Origin of the sequence: Micromonospora sp. NPDC050276, assembly GCF_044459545.1 — a bacterium.
In the GTDB taxonomy this organism is placed as follows: Bacteria; Actinomycetota; Actinomycetes; order Mycobacteriales; family Micromonosporaceae; genus Micromonospora.
Window position 1 is genome coordinate 85,545 of the sequence record NZ_JBITJA010000014.1, and the last position, 22,336, is coordinate 107,880.

General features: G+C 71.1%; 21 protein-coding genes. 9 read left to right on the forward strand and 12 right to left on the reverse strand.

All coding sequences use genetic code 11. The features are described 5' to 3' along the window. Positions 1–7: 7 nt before the first annotated feature. Positions 8–2,482 carry a M14 family metallopeptidase gene (locus tag ACIBF8_RS26095; RefSeq protein WP_396786382.1) on the reverse strand — a complete coding sequence of 825 codons (2,475 nt, stop codon included), beginning with the start codon at positions 2,480–2,482 and terminating at the stop codon, positions 8–10. A gap of 315 nt (positions 2,483–2,797) precedes the next feature. Between ACIBF8_RS26095 and ACIBF8_RS26100 the strand changes: the two genes are divergently transcribed. Further along, entirely contained in the window at positions 2,798–3,337 is a 540-nt protein-coding gene (locus ACIBF8_RS26100) for a hypothetical protein (RefSeq protein WP_396786384.1), read from the forward strand. Between the two features lie 179 nt (positions 3,338–3,516). On the opposite strand, the gene ACIBF8_RS26105 is transcribed toward ACIBF8_RS26100, so the two are convergent. Beyond that, positions 3,517–4,017 carry a glutaredoxin domain-containing protein gene (locus tag ACIBF8_RS26105; protein WP_396786385.1) on the reverse strand — a complete coding sequence of 167 codons (501 nt, stop codon included), beginning with the start codon at positions 4,015–4,017 and terminating at the stop codon, positions 3,517–3,519. Between the two features lie 167 nt (positions 4,018–4,184). Here ACIBF8_RS26105 and ACIBF8_RS26110 point away from each other — a divergent pair, with 167 nt between their 5' ends. The 3 genes from ACIBF8_RS26110 (at position 4,185) to ACIBF8_RS26120 (ending at position 8,072) form a co-directional block, all read left to right on the forward strand. Continuing rightward, positions 4,185–5,696, forward strand: coding sequence for a family 43 glycosylhydrolase (locus tag ACIBF8_RS26110; protein WP_396786387.1), 1,512 nt, complete (start codon positions 4,185–4,187; stop codon positions 5,694–5,696). Between the two features lie 71 nt (positions 5,697–5,767). Continuing rightward, entirely contained in the window at positions 5,768–7,426 is a 1,659-nt protein-coding gene (locus ACIBF8_RS26115) for an RICIN domain-containing protein (protein WP_396786388.1), read from the forward strand. 121 nt (positions 7,427–7,547) lie between these two features. Continuing rightward, the gene (locus tag ACIBF8_RS26120) at positions 7,548–8,072 is read left to right on the forward strand and encodes a hypothetical protein (protein WP_396786389.1); all 525 of its coding nucleotides are present in this window, start codon (positions 7,548–7,550) and stop codon (positions 8,070–8,072) included. 54 nt (positions 8,073–8,126) lie between these two features. On the opposite strand, the gene ACIBF8_RS26125 is transcribed toward ACIBF8_RS26120, so the two are convergent. Together ACIBF8_RS26125 and ACIBF8_RS26130 are read right to left on the reverse strand one after the other, a co-directional pair. Next, positions 8,127–8,315, reverse strand: coding sequence for a hypothetical protein (locus ACIBF8_RS26125; protein WP_396786390.1), 189 nt, complete (start codon positions 8,313–8,315; stop codon positions 8,127–8,129). A gap of 389 nt (positions 8,316–8,704) precedes the next feature. Then, the gene (locus ACIBF8_RS26130) at positions 8,705–9,304 is read right to left on the reverse strand and encodes a hypothetical protein (protein WP_396786391.1); all 600 of its coding nucleotides are present in this window, start codon (positions 9,302–9,304) and stop codon (positions 8,705–8,707) included. A gap of 116 nt (positions 9,305–9,420) precedes the next feature. On the opposite strand from ACIBF8_RS26130, the gene ACIBF8_RS26135 reads away from it, so the two are divergent. The 4 genes from ACIBF8_RS26135 (at position 9,421) to ACIBF8_RS26150 (ending at position 14,355) form a co-directional block, all read left to right on the forward strand. Then, positions 9,421–11,736, forward strand: coding sequence for an ATP-binding protein (locus ACIBF8_RS26135; RefSeq protein ID WP_396786392.1), 2,316 nt, complete (start codon positions 9,421–9,423; stop codon positions 11,734–11,736). 74 nt (positions 11,737–11,810) lie between these two features. Further along, a complete protein-coding gene (locus ACIBF8_RS26140) occupies positions 11,811–12,959 on the forward strand; it encodes a sensor histidine kinase (RefSeq protein WP_396786393.1) in 1,149 nt (382 codons plus the stop codon). Beyond that, complete coding sequence (locus ACIBF8_RS26145; RefSeq protein ID WP_396786394.1) at positions 12,956–13,618, forward strand: response regulator; 663 nt, start codon at positions 12,956–12,958, stop codon at positions 13,616–13,618. The genes ACIBF8_RS26140 and ACIBF8_RS26145 overlap by 4 nt, the downstream gene beginning before the upstream one ends. A 98-nt stretch (positions 13,619–13,716) precedes the next feature. After that, complete coding sequence (locus ACIBF8_RS26150; protein ID WP_396786396.1) at positions 13,717–14,355, forward strand: DUF2306 domain-containing protein; 639 nt, start codon at positions 13,717–13,719, stop codon at positions 14,353–14,355. Here the strand turns inward: ACIBF8_RS26150 and ACIBF8_RS26155 are convergent. From ACIBF8_RS26155 to ACIBF8_RS26190, 8 genes are read right to left on the reverse strand one after another with little or no spacing between them, the layout of a single operon-like run. Then, a complete protein-coding gene (locus ACIBF8_RS26155) occupies positions 14,333–15,187 on the reverse strand; it encodes an IclR family transcriptional regulator (protein WP_396786397.1) in 855 nt (284 codons plus the stop codon). The two genes, ACIBF8_RS26150 and ACIBF8_RS26155, sit on opposite strands and share 23 nt — an antisense overlap. Then, the gene (gene pcaC, locus ACIBF8_RS26160) at positions 15,184–15,564 is read right to left on the reverse strand and encodes a 4-carboxymuconolactone decarboxylase (protein ID WP_396786398.1); all 381 of its coding nucleotides are present in this window, start codon (positions 15,562–15,564) and stop codon (positions 15,184–15,186) included. Before pcaC ends, ACIBF8_RS26155 begins: the two co-directional genes overlap by 4 nt. Further along, positions 15,561–16,340, reverse strand: coding sequence for a 3-oxoadipate enol-lactonase (gene pcaD, locus ACIBF8_RS26165; protein ID WP_396786399.1), 780 nt, complete (start codon positions 16,338–16,340; stop codon positions 15,561–15,563). Before pcaD ends, pcaC begins: the two co-directional genes overlap by 4 nt. Beyond that, entirely contained in the window at positions 16,337–17,677 is a 1,341-nt protein-coding gene (gene pcaB / locus ACIBF8_RS26170; RefSeq protein WP_396786400.1) for a 3-carboxy-cis,cis-muconate cycloisomerase, read from the reverse strand. The genes pcaD and pcaB overlap by 4 nt, the downstream gene beginning before the upstream one ends. Next, complete coding sequence (gene pcaG / locus ACIBF8_RS26175; RefSeq protein ID WP_396786401.1) at positions 17,652–18,224, reverse strand: protocatechuate 3,4-dioxygenase subunit alpha; 573 nt, start codon at positions 18,222–18,224, stop codon at positions 17,652–17,654. The genes pcaB and pcaG overlap by 26 nt, the downstream gene beginning before the upstream one ends. After that, a complete protein-coding gene (gene pcaH / locus ACIBF8_RS26180; protein ID WP_396786402.1) occupies positions 18,217–18,966 on the reverse strand; it encodes a protocatechuate 3,4-dioxygenase subunit beta in 750 nt (249 codons plus the stop codon). Before pcaH ends, pcaG begins: the two co-directional genes overlap by 8 nt. After that, positions 18,963–19,733, reverse strand: coding sequence for a CoA-transferase subunit beta (locus ACIBF8_RS26185; protein WP_396786404.1), 771 nt, complete (start codon positions 19,731–19,733; stop codon positions 18,963–18,965). The genes pcaH and ACIBF8_RS26185 overlap by 4 nt, the downstream gene beginning before the upstream one ends. Before the next feature lie 27 nt (positions 19,734–19,760). Then, positions 19,761–20,579, reverse strand: coding sequence for a CoA transferase subunit A (locus tag ACIBF8_RS26190; protein WP_396786406.1), 819 nt, complete (start codon positions 20,577–20,579; stop codon positions 19,761–19,763). Between the two features lie 288 nt (positions 20,580–20,867). On the opposite strand from ACIBF8_RS26190, the gene ACIBF8_RS26195 reads away from it, so the two are divergent. Then, positions 20,868–22,328: a benzaldehyde dehydrogenase gene (locus ACIBF8_RS26195; protein WP_396786408.1), complete on the forward strand. Its 1,461-nt coding sequence runs from the start codon at positions 20,868–20,870 to the stop codon at positions 22,326–22,328. The last annotated feature ends 8 nt before the right edge of the window (positions 22,329–22,336 follow it).

The window sequence follows — 22,336 nt, forward strand, 5'->3', positions numbered from 1 at the left end:
GGGCGGGCTACCTCTTGGCGATCCTGATCGTCGCCGTACGGTAGTTGTCGCGCCGGTCGTTCCTCGTCGGGTCGTAGTTCCTCTCGATGTTGCCGGCGCTGTCGACCGAGAACCAGCGGAACGTCGTCGTCTCGGTCACGTGGAACACCTGCCCCGGCTCACGGAACTCGGTCGCCGCGTAGCGGGGTGATTCGAGGGTGGGTCGGCTGCCGTCCGTCGTATAGTAGATGGTGGCCGGCTCGTTGGTCTCGAAGCGCACGTCGACGGGCCCTGGGTAGCGTCCCGCGCCGGGGTTGAGCCGGGACGTGGGGTTCTTGTTGTCCCTCCCCCAGTCCGCCGCGACCCGGAACATCTCCATGATCCCGTTGGCGTACTCCATCGTCTCGGCGTGGCCGCTGACGAGGTCGGGGTTGCCCACCCATTCCGGTTGGAACGAGCCGCCCTGCCAGTCGCCGGTGGCCGGGTTGTAGACGGAGCCGCCGACCTCCCAGCCGAACGCGTAGATCCCGTAGGTGTGGTACAGGTCCTCCCGCACGTTGCCCGCCGAAGAGTAGAGGACGTCCGACGACCCGCCGACGTTCTCCGGCGTGACGACGGTCTCCCGGTACGCCTTGACCTGCGACAGGATCCGAGCGGCCGACTGCCAGTAGAACGCCTCGTCACCCAGCGGCGGGCGCGGCGTGGTGATCCGGCCGTCCGCGATGTAGGCGCCGGGCTGCCAGAAGAGCTGGCCGCCGTTGGAGTGCACCGACATCATGAACTTGATGTTCTGGTACTTCTCGACGAGCCAGATGATGTTCTTCGCCTCGGGCTCGGACAGCTCCTCCGGCCCTTGGTAGGTGTCGCTGACACAGCTGGTCGACGCGCCCGCGTAGCCGTCGTGCCCCGACCCGACCCGGTAGTTCCGGTTCAGGTCGACGCCCCAGGAGTTGCGTCGACCCGGGTCGGCGTTCGCGTCCGGGCAGTGGTTGGTCATGTTCCGGCGCTGGGAGGCGAAGTTGTAGAAGCTGTAGTTCGCCCCGTCCGGGTTGTTCGACAGGATGAAGAAGACGTCGGTGTTCTCGACGATCCTCTTCGTCTCCCGATCGGACCGGTAGTTGTGCACCAGACGTTCGGCGGACTCCAGGCTCGTCGTCGCCGGCACCCACTCCCGGGCGTGGTCCTGCGCCTGGATCAGGACACCGGGCTTCTTGCCGTCACGGTGCTTGCCGATCCGCAGGACCGGAATCGTGGCCGGGCCTCGCGGCACCTCACCCGCCGGCGCGCCGGCGCGTTTCTGGTCGAGGAAGTCGGTCAGCGCGACCGGGCCGGCCGTCGGCGCGACGATCCCGGTGCCCTCGTTGGTGCGGTAGGGGTGCGCTCGGTCGATGAGCCCGGCAGATCGGGTCCGCAGCGCCTCGGCCACCTCGGTGGCCGTGCTCGCCGGGGCACCGGAGGCGTCCGTGGCGAGCAGGACGCGGACCGCCTTGCCCACGACCTCCACCGCCAGCGGGAGGCCCGGGTCCGGCCGGTCCACGAAGTCCACCGTGATGTCGTTGCCACCCTCGTGGCCCCACGCGGCCGAGCTGACCACGACCGCCGCCTGCCCGGTGCCGCCGATCTGGGCCTGCGCCTTGCGCTGGTACCCGTTCGTCTGGTTCGGCAGATAGATGATCTCGGCGATGTCCGGGTACTGGCGGGCGATCTCCTTGGCACGACTGTAGAGCTGCTGCGGGTGCTGGTAGCCGTCCACGAAGTCCGACTTGTAGGACGGGTTCGCCGTCAGCGGCGGCGGGGCGTCCTCCAGCCAGTTGGAGACGACACCGGTGGTGACACCACCGGTGGAACTGGTCACCTGGATCTTGTTGGGGCGTACGTCCAGCTTGAACAGGTTTCGGTGGAACATGTACTGCCCGGAGTCGACGAACCGGCTCATCGTCCGGGCGAAGCCGAACGGCGTGCCCTTGCCGGAGTCGTTCTCCACCTCCATCCCGACGATCGGGTCCGCCTGCTGACCCTCGGTGGTGCGCGCCTCCACGTAGAGGAAGCCCTGACCCTTGGTGGTGAACCAGTCGGCGCGGACGACGCGTACCGTCGCCTCGTGGTTCGCCGGCTGGACCGTCCGGGCGGCGGCGATGCCGATACCGCCGTCGGCCTTGTCGCTCCACGCGAAGCCCGCGTCGTCGCCGAGCACCTCGACGCCCATCGCCGTAAGTTCATCGACCTGCTCGGCGGTGACCACCGCCTCGCCTTCGATGCCGTTCGGCACGCGCCGGAGGCCGTGTTCGAGGTCGAAGCCGGCGGCGGCCACCTTGTCCAGCATGTCGGCGCCGGTCATCCTGAAGTGGATGAGGCGTACCGACTCTGGGTTCTCATCCGAGGATCGGCCGGCGGCGGCCGGCGGCCGGGTGGGATCCGCGCCCGCGGGTCCGGTGGTCACGAGGATGCTACCCACCAGGGCGGGCAGCGCGAGAAGCGCGATGCGCCGTTGGATACGCCGCATTCCCCCTCCTTCTACTGACGACGGGTGATTGCCGGCGAACCGGGTTCGGTGAGCGTATGTGCGTTCGCGGCTCCAGTGGTCCACGTCGATCGAATTTGAGCATTCCTTGAGGCGACCGTCGCCGATCACGCAGAGTTGATCAACTTGGCAAAGGCTGTCCAAGCGAACCAACCCGTACCATCCTTGGGAGCCCGACCATGCGTGGCAGCGCTCGATTGCTCCGGCGTGGCCGATCCGTCCTGGTCGCCACGGTGGCCGGCGAGCGCCGGCCGAAAGACGTCTAGCGCTGGACGCGTGCGTGGCGATAATCGATTCATGACGACAGATGTGCACCCTGAATCCGGTCTCCCGAGGGCCACCCTGACGGATCAGGATTTGGCGGAGACACCGTGGGACTACTGTCGAATTCACGCACTTGCCGTCACCGACGACGAGGGCCCACCAGAGGGCCTGACTCCGGAGGAGTTCCAGGAGTGGGACGACGTCGACCCCACCGCGCCGTCGGCCTTGCGACTGCATTTCGACCTCGACTACATCGTCAGCCGGATCGACTCGGGGCCCATGCGAGATGTTCGATTCTGGGTAGCGCCGGCGACACTGATCTTCGACAGCGTCTGGGGCATCGTCGGCAATCTGCACTCGGTGTGCCTGCCGCTGGAGCTGAAGGGCTTGCATCGGGGGGCCGCCGCGCGCTCGTCGGATCCCCTGTGGCACCTGGAGGGGCGCGACATGGACCTCCGGTTCCAGGCGTCGTCCTACACCCTCTACCTGCGCAAACCTCCGCGCTACGGCAACCGCGTGCTCCGGATGGCCGACCGGGGTGGCATCAGCTTCGACCCACACCCGTTCGCCTGACCGACCGCTGCCGCAGCGATATCACTCTGGCGAGGGAGGCCCTGAGCCCGGTGGCGATGCGATGGTCAGGCCATGACCGGTGGTCGCCAGGGAACGCGGACATCCGGGCGGCACGGCGCTGCGCCGGCTGCTCGCCGTCTACCGCGCCGGCAGCCCGGTGAGATGAGGGTGTCGCCGGGTCAGGGCGAGCGGAGCTGCTCGCGGAACCACGCTCGGTCGGGGTTCACCACAGCCTGATCGCCGAGCACGACGGTGGGCACGGTCTCGTTGCCGTCGGCTACCGCCCGGACGGCGGCAGCAGCAGCGGGGTCCTGCCAGATGTCCACCCAGTGCGCCCGCCGGGCGAGCCGGCCAAGGGAAAACCGGAGCTGAAGGCAGTAGCGACAGCCGGGACGCCAGTACACGATCGGCCGGCCGTCCGCCGCGCTGGCCCGTCGCGCTTCGGCAGCGCCCACCGAGCGGGGAAAGGCCCACGGCGACAGCAGCAGCGCCAGCACCAGGAAGACCACCAACTCGACGCCGCCGACGGCGGGCAGACCGGCCGTCAGCTGGGCCACCGCCACGAGCACGCCACACGCCGCCATCAGGATCGCCAGAATCCACCGCCGTACCACGCCGAGGACACTACCTCCCGGTACGCGGACGGCCGCCGCCACCGATGCTGCCGGGTGGGCGGCCACCCACCACACCTTGACATGTATCGATGTTAACGCCAACATAAGTCCGCCACCTGGATGCAACGCCACCGACACATTCCCAACTCAGCGCCGTCAATCGGATCGACTACGGCGTCGCGGCGGTGTTACGGGTGCTGGTCAATGGCCGTTCCCAATCTCGCGGAGGACAGATGCCGCTGCCACGTCGAAGCCACCCGGTCACCGCCCGAGCCGTGCCCTGGAAGGCTGCCGGCCGAGGTGGCCCTCGGCGTGTGCGGTCGGTGTTGGCCGCGGTGCTGGTGCTGCTCGCCGTGTCCGCCGCCCTACCGGCGGCCGGGCCGGCACACGCGGCACCGGCGGTCAACTACACCAACCCGTTGGTGACCCAGCGGGCCGACCCGCACATCTTCCGGCACACCGACGGCTACTACTACCTGACCGCCACCGTGCCGCAGTACGACCGGATCGTGCTGCGCCGGGCGACCACCCTCCAGGGGCTGGCGACGGCGGCCGAGACGACGATCTGGAGCCGACACACCAGCGGAGAGATGGGCGCCCACATCTGGGCACCCGAGATCCATTTCATCAACAACCGGTGGTACGTCTACTTCGCCGCCGGCCGGACCGACGACGTGTGGCGGATCCGGATGTACGTGCTGGAGAGCAGCAGCGCGAATCCGCTTACCGGTCCGTGGACCGAACGCGGCCGGATCACCACCCCCTGGGACACCTTCAGCCTGGACGCCTCGACGTTCGTCGCCAACGGGGTGCGCTATCTGACCTGGGCACAGCAGGAGCCAGGAATCTCCACCAACTCCAACGTCTACCTCGCCCGGATGGGTGCCAACCCTTGGCAGATCACCGGCACCGTGACCCGGCTCGTGGTGCCGACGTACGACTGGGAGACCCGGGGTTACCGGGTTGCCGAGGGCCCGGCGGTGCTGCAACGCAACGGCCGGATCTTCCTGACCTACTCGGCCAGCGCCACGGACGCCAACTACTGCCTCGGGATGCTGAGCGCCTCCGCCAGCGCGAACCTGCTCGACGCCGCCGCCTGGAGCAAGAGTCCCAGCCCCGTGTTCGTCAGCAACGCGGCCACCAGCCAGTACGGCCCGGGCCACAACTCGTTCACCGTCTCCGAGGACGGGCAGAGCGACATCCTCGTCTATCACGACCGCAACTACCGCGACATCAGCGGCGACCCGCTCAACGATCCGAACCGACGCACCCGGCTACAGAAGGTGTACTGGAACGCCGACGGCACCCCGAACTTCGGCATCCCGGTGCCCGACGGTGCCACCCCGGTTCGGCTGCGGTCACATGATCGGAGCAGCAGCTACATCCGGCACTACGATTACCGGGCGCGGATCGAGCCGAACGTGACCAACCTGGCCGACTCCCAGTTCCGCATCGTCACCGGCCTCGCCGGCGGTGGATCAGTGTCGCTGGAGTCGACCAACTTCCCCGGGTACTACCTGCGCCACCGGGGCTTCGCCCTGTACGTCGAGAAGAACGACGGCTCGGCCCTCTTCGGTGGCGATGCGAGCTTCCGTCGCCAATCCGGCCTGGCCGACAGTGCCGGGATCTCCCTGGAGTCGCAGAACTACCCGGGCCGCCATGTGCGCCACCGCGACGGACTGCTCTTCGTGGAGGCAGTCGGTTCGACCGCCGACCGCGGCTCGGCCACCTTCCATCTGGAGTAGCCGCCCAGAGGCGCCCGCGGTCGCCGACCCCCGTCCAGGCTCGCCCGCAGCCCATCCAGCCAGGAGGATCGATGCCCTTCACCAGCACGAGAAGACCGTCCGGCGGCGGGTCGTTCCGTCGCGACCGGCGTAGGGGCCTGGCACTCGCCATCATCACCACACTGCTCGGCGCGGCCGCTGTGGTTCTGGTCGACGCACCGCCGGCAGCGGCCGCGAGCATCGACACCAACGCCTACTACGTCCTGGTCAACCGAAACAGCGGCAAGGTCCTCGACGTCCGGGACACCTCGACGGCGGACGGTGCCGTGATCCAGCAGTGGTCCCGCAATGACGGCGCGTGGCAACAGTTCCAGTTCGTCTCCTCCGGCGGCGGCTACTACCGGCTCAAGGCGCGACACAGCGGCAAGGTCGTCGACCTGTGGGAGTGGAACACCGCCGACGGCGCCGACTTCCGCCAGTGGTCCGACCTCAACGGCACCAACCAGCAGTTCCAGGTTCTCGATTCCGACGGCGGCCACGTCCGGCTGATCAACCGCCACTCCGCGAAGGCACTCGAGGTCTGGGAGCGGTCCACCGCCGACGGCGGCCGGATCAGTCAGTACGCCGACCTCAACGGCACCAACCAGCAGTGGCAGCTGGTCGCGGTGGGTGGCGGCAGCACACCACCGACCACCGGTTGCGGCAGCGGGTCGACCAACGCCGAGGCCGTACTGAGCGGGAGCACCTGGACGGCCCGTAACGGCTCGTCAACGGTGTACTCGGGTTCGGACATGTTGGCGGCGATGCAGGCGGCGGTCAACTCGCTGTCGGCGGGCCGGACGTCGAAGCAGCGGGTGGTGGTGCGCGGCTCGGGTTCGATGAGCGCGGGGTCGCGGTTGTCGCTGCCGTCGTACACGACCCTGGCCGTGTGCGGCACGATCAACGTGACCGGGTCGGGCTCGGGCGACCAGGCACCGGTGTACTCGCGGGGAACCACCGACGTCGAGGTGCAGAACCTCACGCTGACCGGTTCGCCGCTGTACGGAATCTTCATGCGGAACGTGAACAACCTGAGCCTCGGGCAGCTCGACATGCGGCTCTCCGCCGGCCTGGGCGTACGCATCGACAACCACGGTGGAGATCGAGCGGTCAAGGTGCGCAACGTCCGCATCGACAACGTGTACGTGTCGGGGACCGGCACACACGGGGTGGAGACGTACGGCGTGGACGGTCTGACGATCGGCACGGTCACGGCGCGGAACACCCGGGACTCCGGCCTTCTGCTCAACGACACGATCAACGCCACGGTCGGCACGGTCGACGCGCAGGGCGCCGGGACCGGCACCGGGTACGCGGCGTTCCGGATGGCCAACCGCAACGGCCGGGTGGGCAACTCGTACCCGACCAACATCCGGGTCGGCACCGTGCTCGCGTCCGGTGGTGGCCGGGGGATCTTCTGCGTGTCCGAGTCCGGCGGCGCGGTCATCGACCGGGTCACGATCTCGAACACGGGGAACAACTCGATCCTGGTGGAGAACTGCTACAACGTCGTCATCGCCGGGGTGTCCGGCACGGTCACCGGCGGCGGCGAGGTGCGGATCGCGGCGCGGACCGAGTTTCCGATCTCCTCCGGCATCCGGTTCCAGAATCTCACCGTCAGCGGCACCAACATCACCCAGAGCCCCTGCGGTGGAGCGAACAACACGATCAGCAACGTCACCCGGATCAACTCGACGCTGACGTGGTGTTGATCCGCTGACGAGCGGCCGCCCGGGTTCGGGCGGCCGCTCGTGCCTCGGTCACGACCGGGGTCGGGGCCGTGACCCGGGCGCCGGGTTTCGCCGGCTGGCGCTACCGGGTAGCGGGTGGCTCATGAATCGCAATCTCGTCAAGGCTCTGTACGTCGCGTGGGAGTTGCCGGAGTTCCGCGCCGGGGTGCGACAGGTCGTCGATCTCGATGAGGTCGCGGGGCTGCTGGCGACGCTGTCCGTTCCGGATCACGACCACGAGGTGGAGCGCAGCCTGCTCGACCTGCTCCGGTCCGGCTTGGACACGGTTGAGATTCGGGAAGCGGTGTTGCTGCTGCTGGAGCAGGACGAGGTACGCGGGCCACTCGTCGCGGCGGCGGTGGAGCCGCTCGCGGACCGGCCGGGCCAGGTTGCCGCCATCGTCTCGGCGGCCGAGGATCCTGCGGTGCGCCGTGAGGTGCGTGCGGTGCTGGCCAACGCCAAGGTGCGCGAGCTGATCTGGCAGGCGATCGAGAACCAGATGAGCGACAACCGGTTCGGCCTTATCCGGCGGGCGGCGGTGCTGGTCGTGTGGCACCCGCGCGTCCGGCGTCTCGCGTGGGCTCTGCGCCGGCACGGCGTGTTCCGCGAGCTACGCCGCAAGCAGTGATCCTCGCCGGCCGATGCCATCGGCGCGACCTGCTCGCATGACTCGGGCGGCAGATCACCGACGGCGGCGGGCTATCCACTGCCAGATGTGGGTGCCGTGGACGCTCGGGTCGTTGCGGGCCACGTAGATCCACGACCAGTGGCCGGGGAACCGGTAGCCGTTCCAGACGACCTGGTCGTACAGGCTGATCAGCGATCCGGGGATGAGGTCGTGGGCGTGGATCGTGTTGGTCTCGGGTGGCACGGTGTCGTCGTCGCGCGAGGTGACCAGCCAGGTCGGTGTGAATGTTGGCCAGCTCCGCGTCGGTAATCAACGGCGGGCCCACCCCGTCGAGCGGCTGGACGACGCCGCAGATCGGCACCGATGCGGCGAACAGTTCCGGATAGGTCGTGGTCATCTCAAGGGACATCCGGGTTCGACAGCCGCCCCTGCACGAAGCGCGTGATGGTGAGCGGCGAGCCTCGGCGTGGTCCAACTCCAGCACGATCTTGCCGTGCCGGTCGAGCCGGGCCGCAGTCACCGTACGGTCCAGGCTGGCAACCGGCGCGCCACCCGGCGATCAGGGCACCCCGGGCCGCAGGACCCGAGAGGCACCCTGATCAATCACGGGAGGAGGGACGCCACGCGCACCGTCAGCTCAGCCGCTGGAACACCGAGAACGGGTAGACCCAGGCGGGGTTGAAGATGAGACCCAGCCGGTGCAGGTACCGCTGGCAGGTGCTCGGCTGCGCCGGGTCGGGGCAGAAGGTCACCCACAGCTCGGAGTAGCCGTCCTTCTCGGTCGGGCTGTAGGTGACGATCCGGTCCCGCACGACGAACTGCATCGAGGTCAGTCGGGGGTCCTGCACGTCGTTGGGGAAGGAGAGGGAGGTGTCCAGGCCGTACAGCACGATCTCGTTGGAGAACAGGCAGACGCTCGCCTGGAAGTACAACTCGTAGATGGTGGTGTAGGTGGCGGTCTCGTAGACCTCCTCGGAGACCTCCTCGCGATAGCAGGGGGTGCCTGGCGGGAACCCGGCCGGCGGAGGCACCGGGATCGCGTTGGTGGTGATGTCACCGGTGGTGCGGGCCGAGCCGCCCGACGACGTCGCGCGCAGGCCGCCGTCGGCGCAGGCCGCCTTCGTCTTACAGATGGCCGCGTCGGGCGCCGCCGACGCGGCCGCCGCCGGGACGGTGAGCGTCGCCGCGAGCACGGTCAGGGCCAGGACCAGAGGCTTGAGATGTACGGACACATGACCTCCAATGGTTCGATCAGTGCGCTCTGCACCCGAGCAGGATCGCCGACCGATCCGACCTCTGGCCGGGATTCCGTACACCGCCGTACAATGACGGACGTCTATTGTCGACGGTGGGGGGCAGGGCACTGGATGCCGCCGGAGCGCAGACGTCCGCCGACCTGGCTCGACTGTTGCGGGCGTTGCGGCGCAGGCACGCACGCCAACAGGGCGACGGTGAGTTGACCTACCGGGAGCTGGCCGCCCGCACCGGTTGGTCGCACACGGCGATCGCGGAATACCTCACCGGCAAGACGCTGCCGCCCACCGACCGGCTGGACGTCCTGGCCCGACTTCTCGGTGCCACGCCGGTCGAGCAGGGTGCGCTGGCCACCGCTCGGGACCGGATCGAGGAGAGCCGCCGCCGCGCGCCGCGCACCCCGGACCGGATGCTGCCCCGGCAATTGCCCGCCGACGTGGCCAGCCTCGCCGGCCGGGACGACGAGCTGGCCCGTCTCGACAAGCTCGTCGCCGCGCCCACCGCCGTCGTGGTCGCCGCGATCTCGGGCACCGCCGGGGTGGGCAAGACCGCTCTCGCCGTGCACTGGGCCCACCGGACCGCCGACCGGTTCGACGACGGTCAGCTCTACGTGAACCTGCGCGGCTTCGATCCGGGCGGGCAGGCACTGAGCGCCGCCACGGCACTGCGCGGCTTTCTCGACGCGCTCGGGGTGCCGCCCGCCCGGGTGCCCGCCGACCTCGACGCCCAGGCCGCCCTGTACCGCAGCGCGCTGGCCGGCAAGCGGATCCTCATCGTGCTGGACAACGCCCGGGACGCCGAACAGGTCCGTCCGCTGCTGCCCGGCACGCCCACCACCATGGTCCTGGTGACGAGCCGCAACCAGCTCACCTCTCTGGTCAGCCTCGACAGCGCGCACCCGCTCCCGCTCGGCCTGCTCACCCGCGACGCGGCCAGTCACCTGCTCACCAACCGGCTCGGTGTGGAGCGGGTGGCCGCCGAGCCGGAGGCCGCCGAGGCCATCATCACCGCGTGTGCCCGCCTACCACTGGCCTTGAGCATCGCCGCCGCCAGAGCCCAGCAGTCCGGCTTCCCGCTGGCCACCCTCGCCGCCGAGCTGGGGACGGCCGGTCGGCGGTTCGGCGTCCTGGACGCGGGTGACGCGGTCGGCGAGGTGCGCGCGGTGTTCTCCTGGTCGTACACCGCGCTCACCGCGCCGGCGGCCGGGCTGTTCCGGCTGCTGGGCCTGCACCCCGGCCCGGACATCACGGTGCCCGCGGCGGCCAGCCTGGCCGGTCTTCCGGCGGCTGCCACCCGCCGACTGCTGACCGAGCTGACCCGCGCGAACCTGCTCACCGAGTACCGCCCCGGCCGGTTCACCGCGCACGACCTGTTGCGGGCATACGCCGCCGAGCTCAGCGACGACACCGACCCCGAGCCGGATCGCGGGGCCGCCACGACCCGACTGCTCGACCACTACACCCACACCACCCACGCCGCCGACGAGCTGCTGCGCCCCCACAGCGACCCGGTGGATCACCTCATGACCCCACCCGCGGCCGGCGTGCAGCCCGAGCGGCCGACCACCCACGCGGAGGCGATGGCCTGGCTGAGCGCCGAGCACCCGGTCCTGCTCGCCGCCCTCCGGCGGGCCGTCGACGCGGGCTTCGACGCACACGCGTGGCGGCTGGGGCGGGCCCTCGACACGTTCCTGGACCGGCAGGGGCACTGGCACGACCGCGTCGAGACCTGCCGGGCGGCCCTGCTCGCCGCCGAGCGTCTCGGCGACCCGGTCGCGCAGGCGGTCGCCCACCGCTTCCTCGCCGGCGCGCACACGGTGGTCAGCCAGTACGCCGACGCGCAAGGCCACCTCGAACGCGCCCTCGACCTGTACGTCCGCGGTGGAGACACCGAAGGCGAGGCGCGTACGCACCAGAACCTCGCCGCGCTGTGGGACCGCCAGGGTGAGCCGGCGAAGGCCCTGGAGCACTCGAAACGGACCCTCATCCTGGCGCAGGCCGCCGGTCATTGCAGGGCCGAGGCCGACGCGCTCAACGCGGTCGGCTGGTGCCATGCCCAACTCGGCGAGCACCTGCGGGCATTGGCGTACTGCGAGCAGGCGCTGACCCTTCTCCAGCAGCTCGGCGACCGCGCCGGCGAGGCCGCCACCTGGGACAGCCTCGGCTTCGCACACCACCACCTCGGCCAGTACGACCGGGCCGTGGAGTGCTACGAGCGCACGCTTGAGCTGACCCGCGACCTCGGCGACCGCTGGGGTGAGGCGGACACCCTCAGCCGGCTCGGCGACACCCGCCACGCGCTCGGCGACCCCGCCTCCGCCCGGGTCGACTGGCAGCGGGCACTGGACATCTTCACGGCCCTGAAGCACCCGGACGCCGCCGCCGTCCGCGCCAAGCTTCACCTTCCGTAATCGGGCCGTCGACCAACAATCAAGCCACCCGGTCGTACTTTGGGACGATCTGAAGTCGCACCACCGTTCGTACGATGAGTCCCATGCACCCTCGCCTGCACGCGGTGTTGGCCGAACCGCGTGTCTCCCCCGCCCCGACCCGGGTGTGGCGCGACTGGGCGGTGATCGCAGCCCTCGCACCGGCGATCGTGCTGGAGGGGATCTTCCGGCCCGATCTGCCGTGGCGGGTGGGCTGCGTCGTCGTCGCGCTCGCGCTGCTGCCCACGATCCTTTGGCGGCGGACCAAGCCGCTGGCGATGGTGGTGATCGCGTTCGGCGGCACGACCGTCGCCCCGTTCGTGCTGCCCGGCGATCCCTGCCAGCTGTTCACGGCGAGCTTCCTGGTCCTCCTGGTCTACGCGCTGTTCCGCTGGGGCTCCGGCCGCGATGCCGTGCTCGGTTCGTTCTTCGTGGTGGCCAAGGTGACCGCCGCCGGTGCGGTCGGCTCGATCGACGGTGGCGAGTTGATTGCCGGCTTCGCGGTGATGTTCGCCGCCGCCACGCTGGGCGCCGCGATCCGCTTCCGCGCCGCCGCCCGGCTGCGCGAGCTCGATCAGGTGAAGCTGTTGGAGCGCGAACGGCTCGCCCGTGACCTGCACGACACGGTGGCCCACCACGTGTCGGCGATGGCGATCCGCGCCCAGGCCGGCATCGCCGCGTCGGCCAGCCAGCCGGATGCCGCCGTCGAGGCGTTGCACACCATCGAGGCCGAGGCGTCCCGTGCGCTTGCCGAGATGCGCGCGATGGTGCGCGTCCTGCGCCGCGACCAGCCCGCCGACCTGGGGCCCAACCCGCAGGTCGCCGACATAGAGCGGCTCGCCGGCCAGTTCCGCACCGGGCCGACCGTCGACGTCGATCTGCACGGCGACCTCGGCGACCTTCCGCCCACGGTCGGCTCCGCGCTCTACCGGCTGGCCCAGGAGTCGGTCACCAACGCCCGTCGCCACGCTCGCCACGCCACCCGCATCGAGGTCAGCGTCGCGGCCGACGACACGTCCGTGCGACTGCGGGTCAGCGACGACGGCGAGGCCGGCACCGCCCGACCGACCGGCTCGCCCCGTTTCGGCCTGGTGGGCATGATGGAGCGCGCCGATCTGCTCGGCGGCAGCTGCGAGGCCGGCCCCAATCCAGACCGTGGGTGGACCGTGACGGCCGTGCTCCCGCGCGTGGGGATCGGCGCGTGACGGTCCGCGTGCTCGTGGCGGACGACCAGGAGATCGTCCGCACCGGGCTCACCATCATCCTGAACACTCAGCCCGGCATCGAGGTCGTCGGTGGGGCCGGCGACGGCCGGCAGGCGGTCGAACTCGCCCGGCGGCTCCGCCCCGACGTGTGTCTGTTCGACATCCGGATGCCGGGCATGGACGGCATCGAGGCCACCCGGGCGCTCGCCGGGCCAACGGTCCCCGACCCGCTCGCGGTGGTCGTCATCACCACCTTCGACCTCGACGAGTACGTGTACGCGGCGCTGCGGGCCGGCGCCCGTGGCTTTCTGCTCAAGGAAGCCGGTCCCGACCTGCTCAGCCAGGCCGTGCGCGCGGCCGCCAACGGGGACGCGCTGATCGCGCCGAGCGTCACCACCCGGCTGTTGAAGGCGTTCGCCGACGCGGATCCGGACGCGCCGCGCAGGCAGCCCATCGAGGCGCTCACCGACCGGGAGGAACAGGTCCTGGTCGCCGTCGCGCGGGGACGCACCAACCAGGAGATCGCCGACGAGCTCTACATCACGTTGAGCACGGTCAAGTCGCACGTCACCAGCCTCATGACCAAGCTGGGGGTACGTAACCGGGTCGAGGTGGCGATGTGGGCGTACGAGACCAACCGCCGCCGAAGGCACTGGTGACCGGCGGAAGTACGACGACGGCCTGCGACCATGGGCTAACCCGATCGCGGCCCATGTGCCGATGAGCGAGGGCGGGTGCGACGGCCACCATCGACACCATGACGATGCGCGAATGGCGGCTACCGGCCGCGTTGATCCTGCTGGGCCTGATACCGATGCTCGCCGGGGCGGGGCGGCTCACCGAGTTGGGCAGCGGACCGGAGGTCACCCCGGCGAACGCACGCTTCGTCGCCGATCCGCTCCCGGTGGTGCTGCACATCGTGGGCGCGGTGGTGTACACGATCCTCGGCGCGTTCCAGTTCGTACCCCGTCTGCGCCGCCACCGCTGGCACCGCCGTGCCGGCCGGGTGCTCGTCCCCTGCGGACTGACGGTCGCGTTCACCGGCCTGTGGATGGCCTTCGCGTACGACCTGCCGGCCCATGACAACGACGTGCTCGCCGTCATGCGGCTCGTCTTCGGCTCGGCCATGGCCGGCTCGATCCTGCTCGGTCTCGCCGCCGTGCTCCGCCGGGACATCGACCGGCACCGCAGGTGGATGGTGCGCGGCTACGCCATCGGCCTCGGCGCCGGCACCCAGGCGTTCACCCACGCGCCGTATTTCGTCGCGACCGGCGAACAGCCCGACGGGAACGTCCGGGCCGGGCTGGTGGTCGCCGGCTGGTTGATCAACCTCGCGGTGGCCGAGTGGTACCTGCGCCGTCCAGCCCCGGTTGTCAGCGTGGCGGCGCTGCGCTGAGCTGGGCCCGAGCGGGAGGTGGGTCGGCGTCGGCCGCCGGTGTCCGGCTCAGGCCGGCCCGGATGTCCTCCTCGATCCGCTTCGCGGCGGCCAGCAGCGGTGGGAGCAGGTCTCGACGGATCATCTCGAAGGATCCCCGGCTGGCGTGCGCGGAGACGTTCACCGCCGCGATCACCGACCCGTTCTCGCCGTGGATCGGCGCGGCCACCGACCGCAGCCCCTCCTCCAATTCCTGATCCACGATGGCGTACCCCTGGGCGGCGATCTTGGTCAGGACGGTGCGCAGCTTGGCCGGGTCGGTGACGGTGCGCCGCGTCAACGGCCGAAGCTCCGCCGCGGCAAGGTAGTCGTCCAACCAGTCCACCGGTTGCGCGGCGAGCAACACCCGTCCCATGGACGTGGCGTACGCGGGGAACCGGGTGCCGACGCTGATCCCCACCGTCATGATCCGCTTGGTGGGCACGCGGGCGACGTAGACCACCTCGTCACCGTCGAGCACCGACACCGAACAGGACTCGTGCACCTGCGCGACCAGCGCCTCCATGTGCCGCTGCGCGACCTCGGGCAGGCTCAGGCTGGACAGGTACGCGTAGCCGAGTTCGAGGATCCGCGCCCGCAGCGAGAAGAGCCGGCCGTCGGTGTGCACGTAACCCAGCTCGACCAGGGTGAGCAGGAACCGGCGCGCCGCGGCCCGGGTCAGCCCGGTCCTCCTGGCCACCTCACTGAGCGTGAGCTGCGGATGTTCGCCGTCGAACGCCCGGATCACCGCGAGCCCGCGCTCCAACGACTGAACGAACTCCGGCGACCTCGCCGCCTCCTCGCGCACCCTCACCCGGCCTCCTGCCCCAGGGCCTCCCGGGCCACCTTGAACGCCCGGTTCGCCGCCGGCACACCAGCGTAGACGCCGACCTGGAGCAGAACCTCCGCCACCTCCGCCGGGCTGAGCCCGTTGCGCAGCGCGGCTCGGACATGCATCGCCAACTCCTCGTCGTGGTGCAGGGTGGCGAGCACGGCAAGGGTGACGCAGCTACGGGTACGCCGATCGAGGCCCGGCCGGCTCCACACCTCCCCCCAGGCGTATCGGGTGATGAAGTCCTGGAAGTCGGCGGTGAACTCGTCCGAGCCGGCCACCGCGCGGTCCACGTGCGCGTCACCCAGCACCTCGCGTCGTACCGTCATGCCCGCCTCGTGCCGCTCGCGGTCGTTCATCGGTCCCCACGTCCCTCACGGAAATGCTCCAGCAGGAGCCGACCCACCTGCTCGGGTTGCTCGACGTTGGCCAGGTGCGCCGCCGCGTCGACGACGGCCAACCGGGCCCCCGGGATGCGCTCGACGATCCGGTGGGCGTGCGGCACCGGGGTCGCCGGGTCATCCGCTCCGGCGATGACCAACGTCGGCGCGTCGACCCGGCCGAGGTCGGGTCGGAGGTCCATCGCGGCGATCGCCTCGCAGCAGGCGGCGTAACCGGCCGAGGGCGTCGCGATCAGCATGGCCCGGTGCGCGGCGACCACGTCCGGTCGCGCCACGGCGAAGGCCGAGGTGAACCACCGGGCCACCACCGCGTCGGCGATCGCCGGCAGGCCCTCGGCCCGGACCGTCGCCGCTCGCTCCCGCCACTGCGCGGGCGGGCCGAGCGCCGCCGACGTGCAGAGCAGCGCCAACCGTCGCACCCGCTCGGGTGCGTGCGCGGCGAGCCACATGCCCACCATGCCGCCGAGGGACAGCCCCGCGTAGTGGACCCACGGCACGTCGAGCTCGTCCAGCGTCCGCAGCAGCTCCCGGCCCAGCAGATCCAGCGTGTACGGCCCGGGCGGCACCGCCGAGCGACCGTGGCCCAGGTGGTCGTACCGGATGACCCGGAACCGATCGGCGAGCGCCGGGACCTGGGGTTGCCACATCGCGGCGGCGGTGCCGAGCGAGCTGCCGAGCAGCAGCACCGGCGCGGCGGCCGGGCCGTCGACGGTGAGATGCAACCGGGAGGTCATCCGCCCGCTCCCCGAACGGCGGCGAGGGCGTGGTCGACGAACCGGCCGGCCGAGCCGAGCCAGCGGTACGGGTCGAGTGCCTCGACTATCTCCACCTCGGACAGGTGGGCGCGAATCTGCGGGTCGGCGAGCAGCGCGGCGCGGAACGAGGGTGCGGTGGCGGCGCGGGTCACCAGTTCGTGAGCGACGCCGCGACCGACGGCGGGCGCCAAGCGCGCGGCGACGGCCTCGGCGAGCAAAAGTCCGCCGGTCGCATCGAGGTTCTCCCGCATCCGCTCCGGACGGACCTGCAGCCCGGCCAGCATCCGGGCGCACCGGGCGGCCGCGCCACCGGCCAGGTGCAGCAGGTCGAGCAGCGGCTCCCACTCGGCGTGCCAGGCACCCGCGGCCCGCTCATGCTCCTGCACCGCCGCGGCGAACAGGGTGGCGACGAGACCCGGACCGCGTCGTGCCGCGGCGGTGACGAGGATCGAGTCCACCGGGTTGCGCTTGTGCGGCATCGCCGACGAGCCGCCTCGTCCGGTGCCGCCCTCGGCGACCTCGCCTACCTCGTTCTGGGCGAGCAGCCCCACGTCGAGCGCGACCTTTCCGGTGGCCACGAGGAGCCCGCCGAGGGCGGCGGCCAGATCGAGCCAGGGCTGACGACGGGTGTGCCAGGGCAGCGGGCTGGACGGAAGGCCCAGGTGCGCCGCGTACCGTTCGGCGACCTCGACACCGGCCGGGCCGAACGCGGCCAGGGTGCCGACCGCCCCACCGAGCTGCGCTGGCTGCGCGGCGCGGGCCTGACGCAGCCGGTCCCGGGCCTCGACCAGACCGGTCGTCCAGCCCGCGGCCTTGAGCCCGAACGTGGTGGGTGCCGCCTGCTGGCCGAGCGTTCGGGCGACCATCACGGTCGCACGGTGGGCGTCGGCCAGCTGGGCGGCGGCGTCCACCGCGGCGTCGAGGTGACGCACCAGCGGCCCGAGCGCCCGCGTGGCCAGCAGGACCAGCGCGGTGTCCAGGACGTCCTGACTGGTCGCTCCGAGGTGCACCCAGGCTCGGGCGTGCTCCGGCACGGCCGCGGTCAGCTCACGCACCAGCGGGACGACCGGGTTGCCGGTGGCGTCGGCGGCCCGGCCCAGCGCGGCCGGGTCGTACCGCTCGACGCGGCACTGCTCGACGATCGCCTCGGCTGCCGGTGCGGGCATGATGCCGGCGTCCGTCGCGGCCCGGGCGAGCGCGGCCTGCACGTCGAGCATCGCCTGGAGCAGGGACAGGTCGGTGAGTTCCGCGTCGACGTCCGGGGCGCCGGAGAGGCCGCCGAGCAGGCCGTCAGACGGCGAAGAAGACGGTCTCATGGTCTCCCTGCAGGTGGATGTCGAACCGGAACCCGTCGGCCGCGGGACTCGCCAGCAGGGTGCGCCGGCGGTCGGCGTCGACGCTGCGCAGCACGGGGTCGGCGGCGTTCGCCGCCGGCTCGTCGGGGAAGTAGAGCCGGGTGACGAGGCGGTGCAGCAGCCCACGTCCGAAGACCGACAGGGTCAGGTGGGGTGCTTCGGTGCCGCCGTCCGGCTCGGGCAGCGGACCCGGTTTGACGGTCAACAGCCGGTACCAGCCCTGCCCGTCGGTCTCGCTCCGCCCGAATCCGCGGAAGCCGGCGAGCGCGGGTGGCCGGGCTCCGCGCGGGTCGTCCGGATGGTCGAACCGGCCGTCCGGGTCGGCCTGCCAACTCTCCACCATCGCGTCGACCACCGGCGTCCCGGCGCCGTCGAAGACCCGGCCGCTGATCCAGAACGCGCCCGGCGTGCCCTCGGGTACGACGAACGGGCCGTCGGGCCAGCGCAGGCCGATGTGCAGGTACGGCCCGACGGTCTGCGCGGGCGTGACACCCAACAGCTCACTCATCGTCGTCCTCGTCCTCGAAGGGGGTGCTCTCCCGGCCGCGCAGCACGATGTCGAACTCGTACGCCAGCGCCCACTCCGGTGCCGTGGTGGCGTGGTCGTACCGGGCGATCATCCGTTCCCGGGCCTTCGGATCACGGACCGAGTTGAAGATCGGGTCCTGGAAGAACAGCGGGTCGCCCGGGAAGTACATCTGCGTCACCAGCCGCTGGGTGAACGCGCGGCCGAAGAGGGAGAAGTGGATGTGCGCCGGCCGCCAGGCGTTGTCGTGGTTACGCCAGGGGTAGGCGCCGGGCTGCACGGTGATGAACCGGTAGCGCCCCTGATCGTCGGTGAGCGTCCGCCCCACCCCTTCGAAGTTCGGGTCGAGCGGCGCCGGCCAGGTGTCCCGTGCGTCGCGGTACCGGCCGGCGGCGTTGGCCTGCCAGATCTCGACCAGCGTGCCGGGTACCGGTCGGCCGTCACCGTCGCGGACCCGCCCGTGCACGATGATCCGCTGTCCCTGCGGCTCACCGTCGTGCTGGCGGGTCAGGTCGTGGTCGAGCGCGCCGAGCCGCCCCTCCCCCAGCAACGGCCCGGTGACCTCGGTCAGCCGCTGCGGCAGGTAGGTCAGTGGGTGTCTCGGCGCCCGCACCACGGTCGACGTGTAGCCGGGACTGAGCAGGGGTGGGTGGGCGTCGACGTCGTCGCGCCGGTACCGCGGTAGCACCAGACCGCCGCTGACCTGGGTGTCCTGAGTGGTCATGGTCGTCTCCCGTCCGACTTCGTCGCTTCCAGCGCCCGCAGCACCGCGAGTTCGTGCGGCGTCGGTGGCTCACCCGTGGTCAACCGCTCGGCGACGGCGAGGTCCCAGCCGGTGGCCGCCCGCGCCTGCTCCCGGGTCACGCCGGGGTGCAGGCGGGTCAGCGTGAGTTCGCAGTTGACCGGGTCGGGTTCGAGGACGCCGAGGTCGGTGATCACCACCCGGGGACCTGCGCCCCGTAGGCCGAGCCGTTCCCGGTCGCCCGGGCCCGCCCCGTACCCGACCGAGGTGACGAAGTCGACCCGTTCGGTGAACGTCCGCAGGTCCTGCCGGACGATCACCACGACCTCACCGCAGGAGGCGGCGATCTCCGGGGCGCCACCCGCGCCGGGCAGGCGGACCTTCGGGGCGTCGTAGTCGCCGCCGACGACCGTGGTGTTGATGTTGCCGTACCGGTCGAGTTGCGCGGCGCCGAGGAAGCCCACGTCGATCCGGCCGGGTTGGAGCCAGTAGTTGAACACCTCGGGCACCGACACGACCGCGTCAGCCGTGTCGGCGATGATGCCGTCCCCGATGGAGAGCGGAAGCCGGTCCGGTTTGGCGCCGAGGCACCCGGACTCGTAGATGAGCACCAGGTTCGGGGCGTGGGTGGCACGGGCGAGGTTCGCCGCCGTGCTGGGCAGGCCGATCCCGACGAAGCAGGCGGTGTCGTCGCGCAGTTGCCGCGCGGCGGCGACGGTCATCATCTCGTCCGCGGTCCAATCCGCCATCGCGTTCCCCTCGCTCGCCGTGCTGACTCATGCCGCCGCACCGGCCTTGTGCACGTGCTCGTCCAGCCAGCCGCGGAAGGTGTCACGGTGCCGGCTGACGGCGTCCCAGGCCCGGTAGAAGTCGTTGTCCCGGACCGAGTAGCCGTGGGCATAGGAGGGATGCGCGCCGCCGGGCACCTCGGCTACCGCGGTGACCGCCCAGCCGGGCAGGACGACCTGCCCGGGTACCGGCTGCAACTCGTCCACGATCTCCTCGACGGTGACCAGTGACCGGTGGGCGGCGAGCACCGCCTCCTTCTGCACTCCGGTGATGCCCCACATCTGCACGTTGCCGTCGCGGTCGGCGCGTTGGGCGTGCACCACTGTCACGTCGGGCCGCAGGGCGGCGACGGCGGTGAGCGTCTCACCGGTGAAGGGGCAGGTGATGGGCTGAATGTTCGCCGTGTGCCCCGGCAGGTCGGTGCCGGTGTAGCCGCGCAGGACGGCGAACGGCAGCCCGGACGCCCCGGCGACGTAGCGGTTCGCCATGCCGGCGTGGCTGTGCTCCTCCAGCTCCAGCGGACGCGGCCAGGCGTGCTGCACGGCGTCCCGGAAGCGGTGCAGCGATCCCACGCCCGGGTTGCCGCCCCAGGAGAAGACCAGGCGACGGGCGCACCCCGCGCCGATGAGCTGGTCGTAGATGACGTCGGGGGTCATCCGCACCAGGGTCAGGTCCTGCCGTCCCTGCCGGATGATCTCGTGACCGGCGGCGAACGGGATGAGGTGGGTGAACCCTTCCAGGGCCACCACATCACCGTCGCGGACCAGGCCTGCCACACCGTCGGCCAGCGAGACGAGCTTCGCCATGGGCCTCCCCGCCTCCTGCGCGAACCGTGCCGCCGCCCGCCGTTCGCTATGCGGACTGCCGTACTCATCTCGAACGTACGACGGGGAACGACATCCGTCAACGACAGCCCGGTCCGCCGTCCACAGTGCTCGGCACTCACGTTGGACGATGCGTTGACGCGAGCCGGACCGCGTGCCAACGTTCATGGAGAGAACGGCCGTTCGGTCAGCGAACACCCCCGGGCCGCTCGCGAGCGGAAATCGGCCCGGTCACCCTGCGACCACCCCCACGCTCCGAGGAGGACCGCCATGACACTGCTGGACGTCACGACCTGGCAGGGCACCCTGCACAGCGACGGCTGGGTGGAACCGGCCGGCGGCACGGCGCCCGTGCGGTCCCCCGCCACCGGGGAGGAGATCGGCCAGGTCGGCGTGGCCAACGCCGAGGACGTGACGCGCGCCTGCGCCCGTGCCGCCGCCGCGCAGCGCGACTGGGCCGCCACCGGGTACGCCGAGCGGGCCGCTGTGCTGCGCCGGGCCGGGCACCTGTTCGAGCGGCACGCCGCCGAGATCGGCGACTGGATCGTGCGGGAGGCCGGGTCCGTCCCACCCAAGGCCGGCGTCGAGACGGACACCGCGGCGCAGGAATGCTACGAGGCGGCGGCGCTGGCCTCGCACCCGCTCGGCGAGATCATCCCGAGCGCACAACCGCGGCTCAGCCTGGCTCGCCGGTTGCCCGTCGGCGTCGTCGGGGTCATCGCGCCGTTCAACTTCCCGCTCATCCTGGCCACCCGTTCCGTCGCCCCGGCCCTGGCGCTGGGCAACGCCGTGGTGCTCAAGCCCGACCCGCGCACGGCGGTCTGCGGAGGTGTCTCGATCGCCCGGGTCTTCGAGGAGGCCGGCCTACCCGACGGGCTGCTGCACGTCCTTCCCGGCGGGGTCGAGGTCGGCGAGGCGCTGGTAGCAGACCCGAACGTACGGGTGATCAGCTTCACCGGGTCGACCGCTGCCGGCCGCATGGTCGGCGAGGCGGCGGCACGCCACCTCAAACGTGCGCACCTCGAACTCGGTGGCAACTCGGCGCTGATCGTGCTCGACGACGCCGATCTGGACCTCGCGGTCTCCGCCGGCGCCTGGGGGTCGTTCCTGCACCAGGGTCAGATCTGCATGACCACCGGCCGGCACCTGGTGCACGAGAGCCTGTCCGAGCGGTACGTCGAACGGCTGGCGGAGAAGGCGAACCACCTGCCGGTCGGCGACCCGGCGAAGGAGCAGGTGGCGCTCGGGCCAATCATCGACGAGCGCCAGCGCGACAAGATCCATGCGCTGGTCACGGCGAGCGTCGACGCGGGTGCCCGGCTGGCCGCCGGGGGCACGTACGACGGGCTGTTCTATCGGCCGACGGTCCTCACCGACGTCACCCCCGCGACCCCGGCGTACGCCCAGGAGGTCTTCGGCCCGGTCGCGCCGGTGATCGCCTTCGCCGACCAGGACGAGGCCGTGCAGCTGGCCCGGCAGACCGAGTACGGCCTGTCGCTGGGGATCCTGGGCCGCGACGTGATGCGGGCGATGGCCCTCGCCGACCGGATCCCCAGCGGGATCGTGCACATCAACGATCAGACGGTGAGCGACGAGGCGGTGGCACCGTTCGGTGGGGTCGGGGCGTCCGGCACCGGCTCCCGGTTCGGCGGGCCCGCGGCGAACGTCGAGGCGTTCACCGAGACCCAGTGGCTCACCGTGCAGGGCAGCATCACGCGGTACCCGTTCTGACGCCGGGA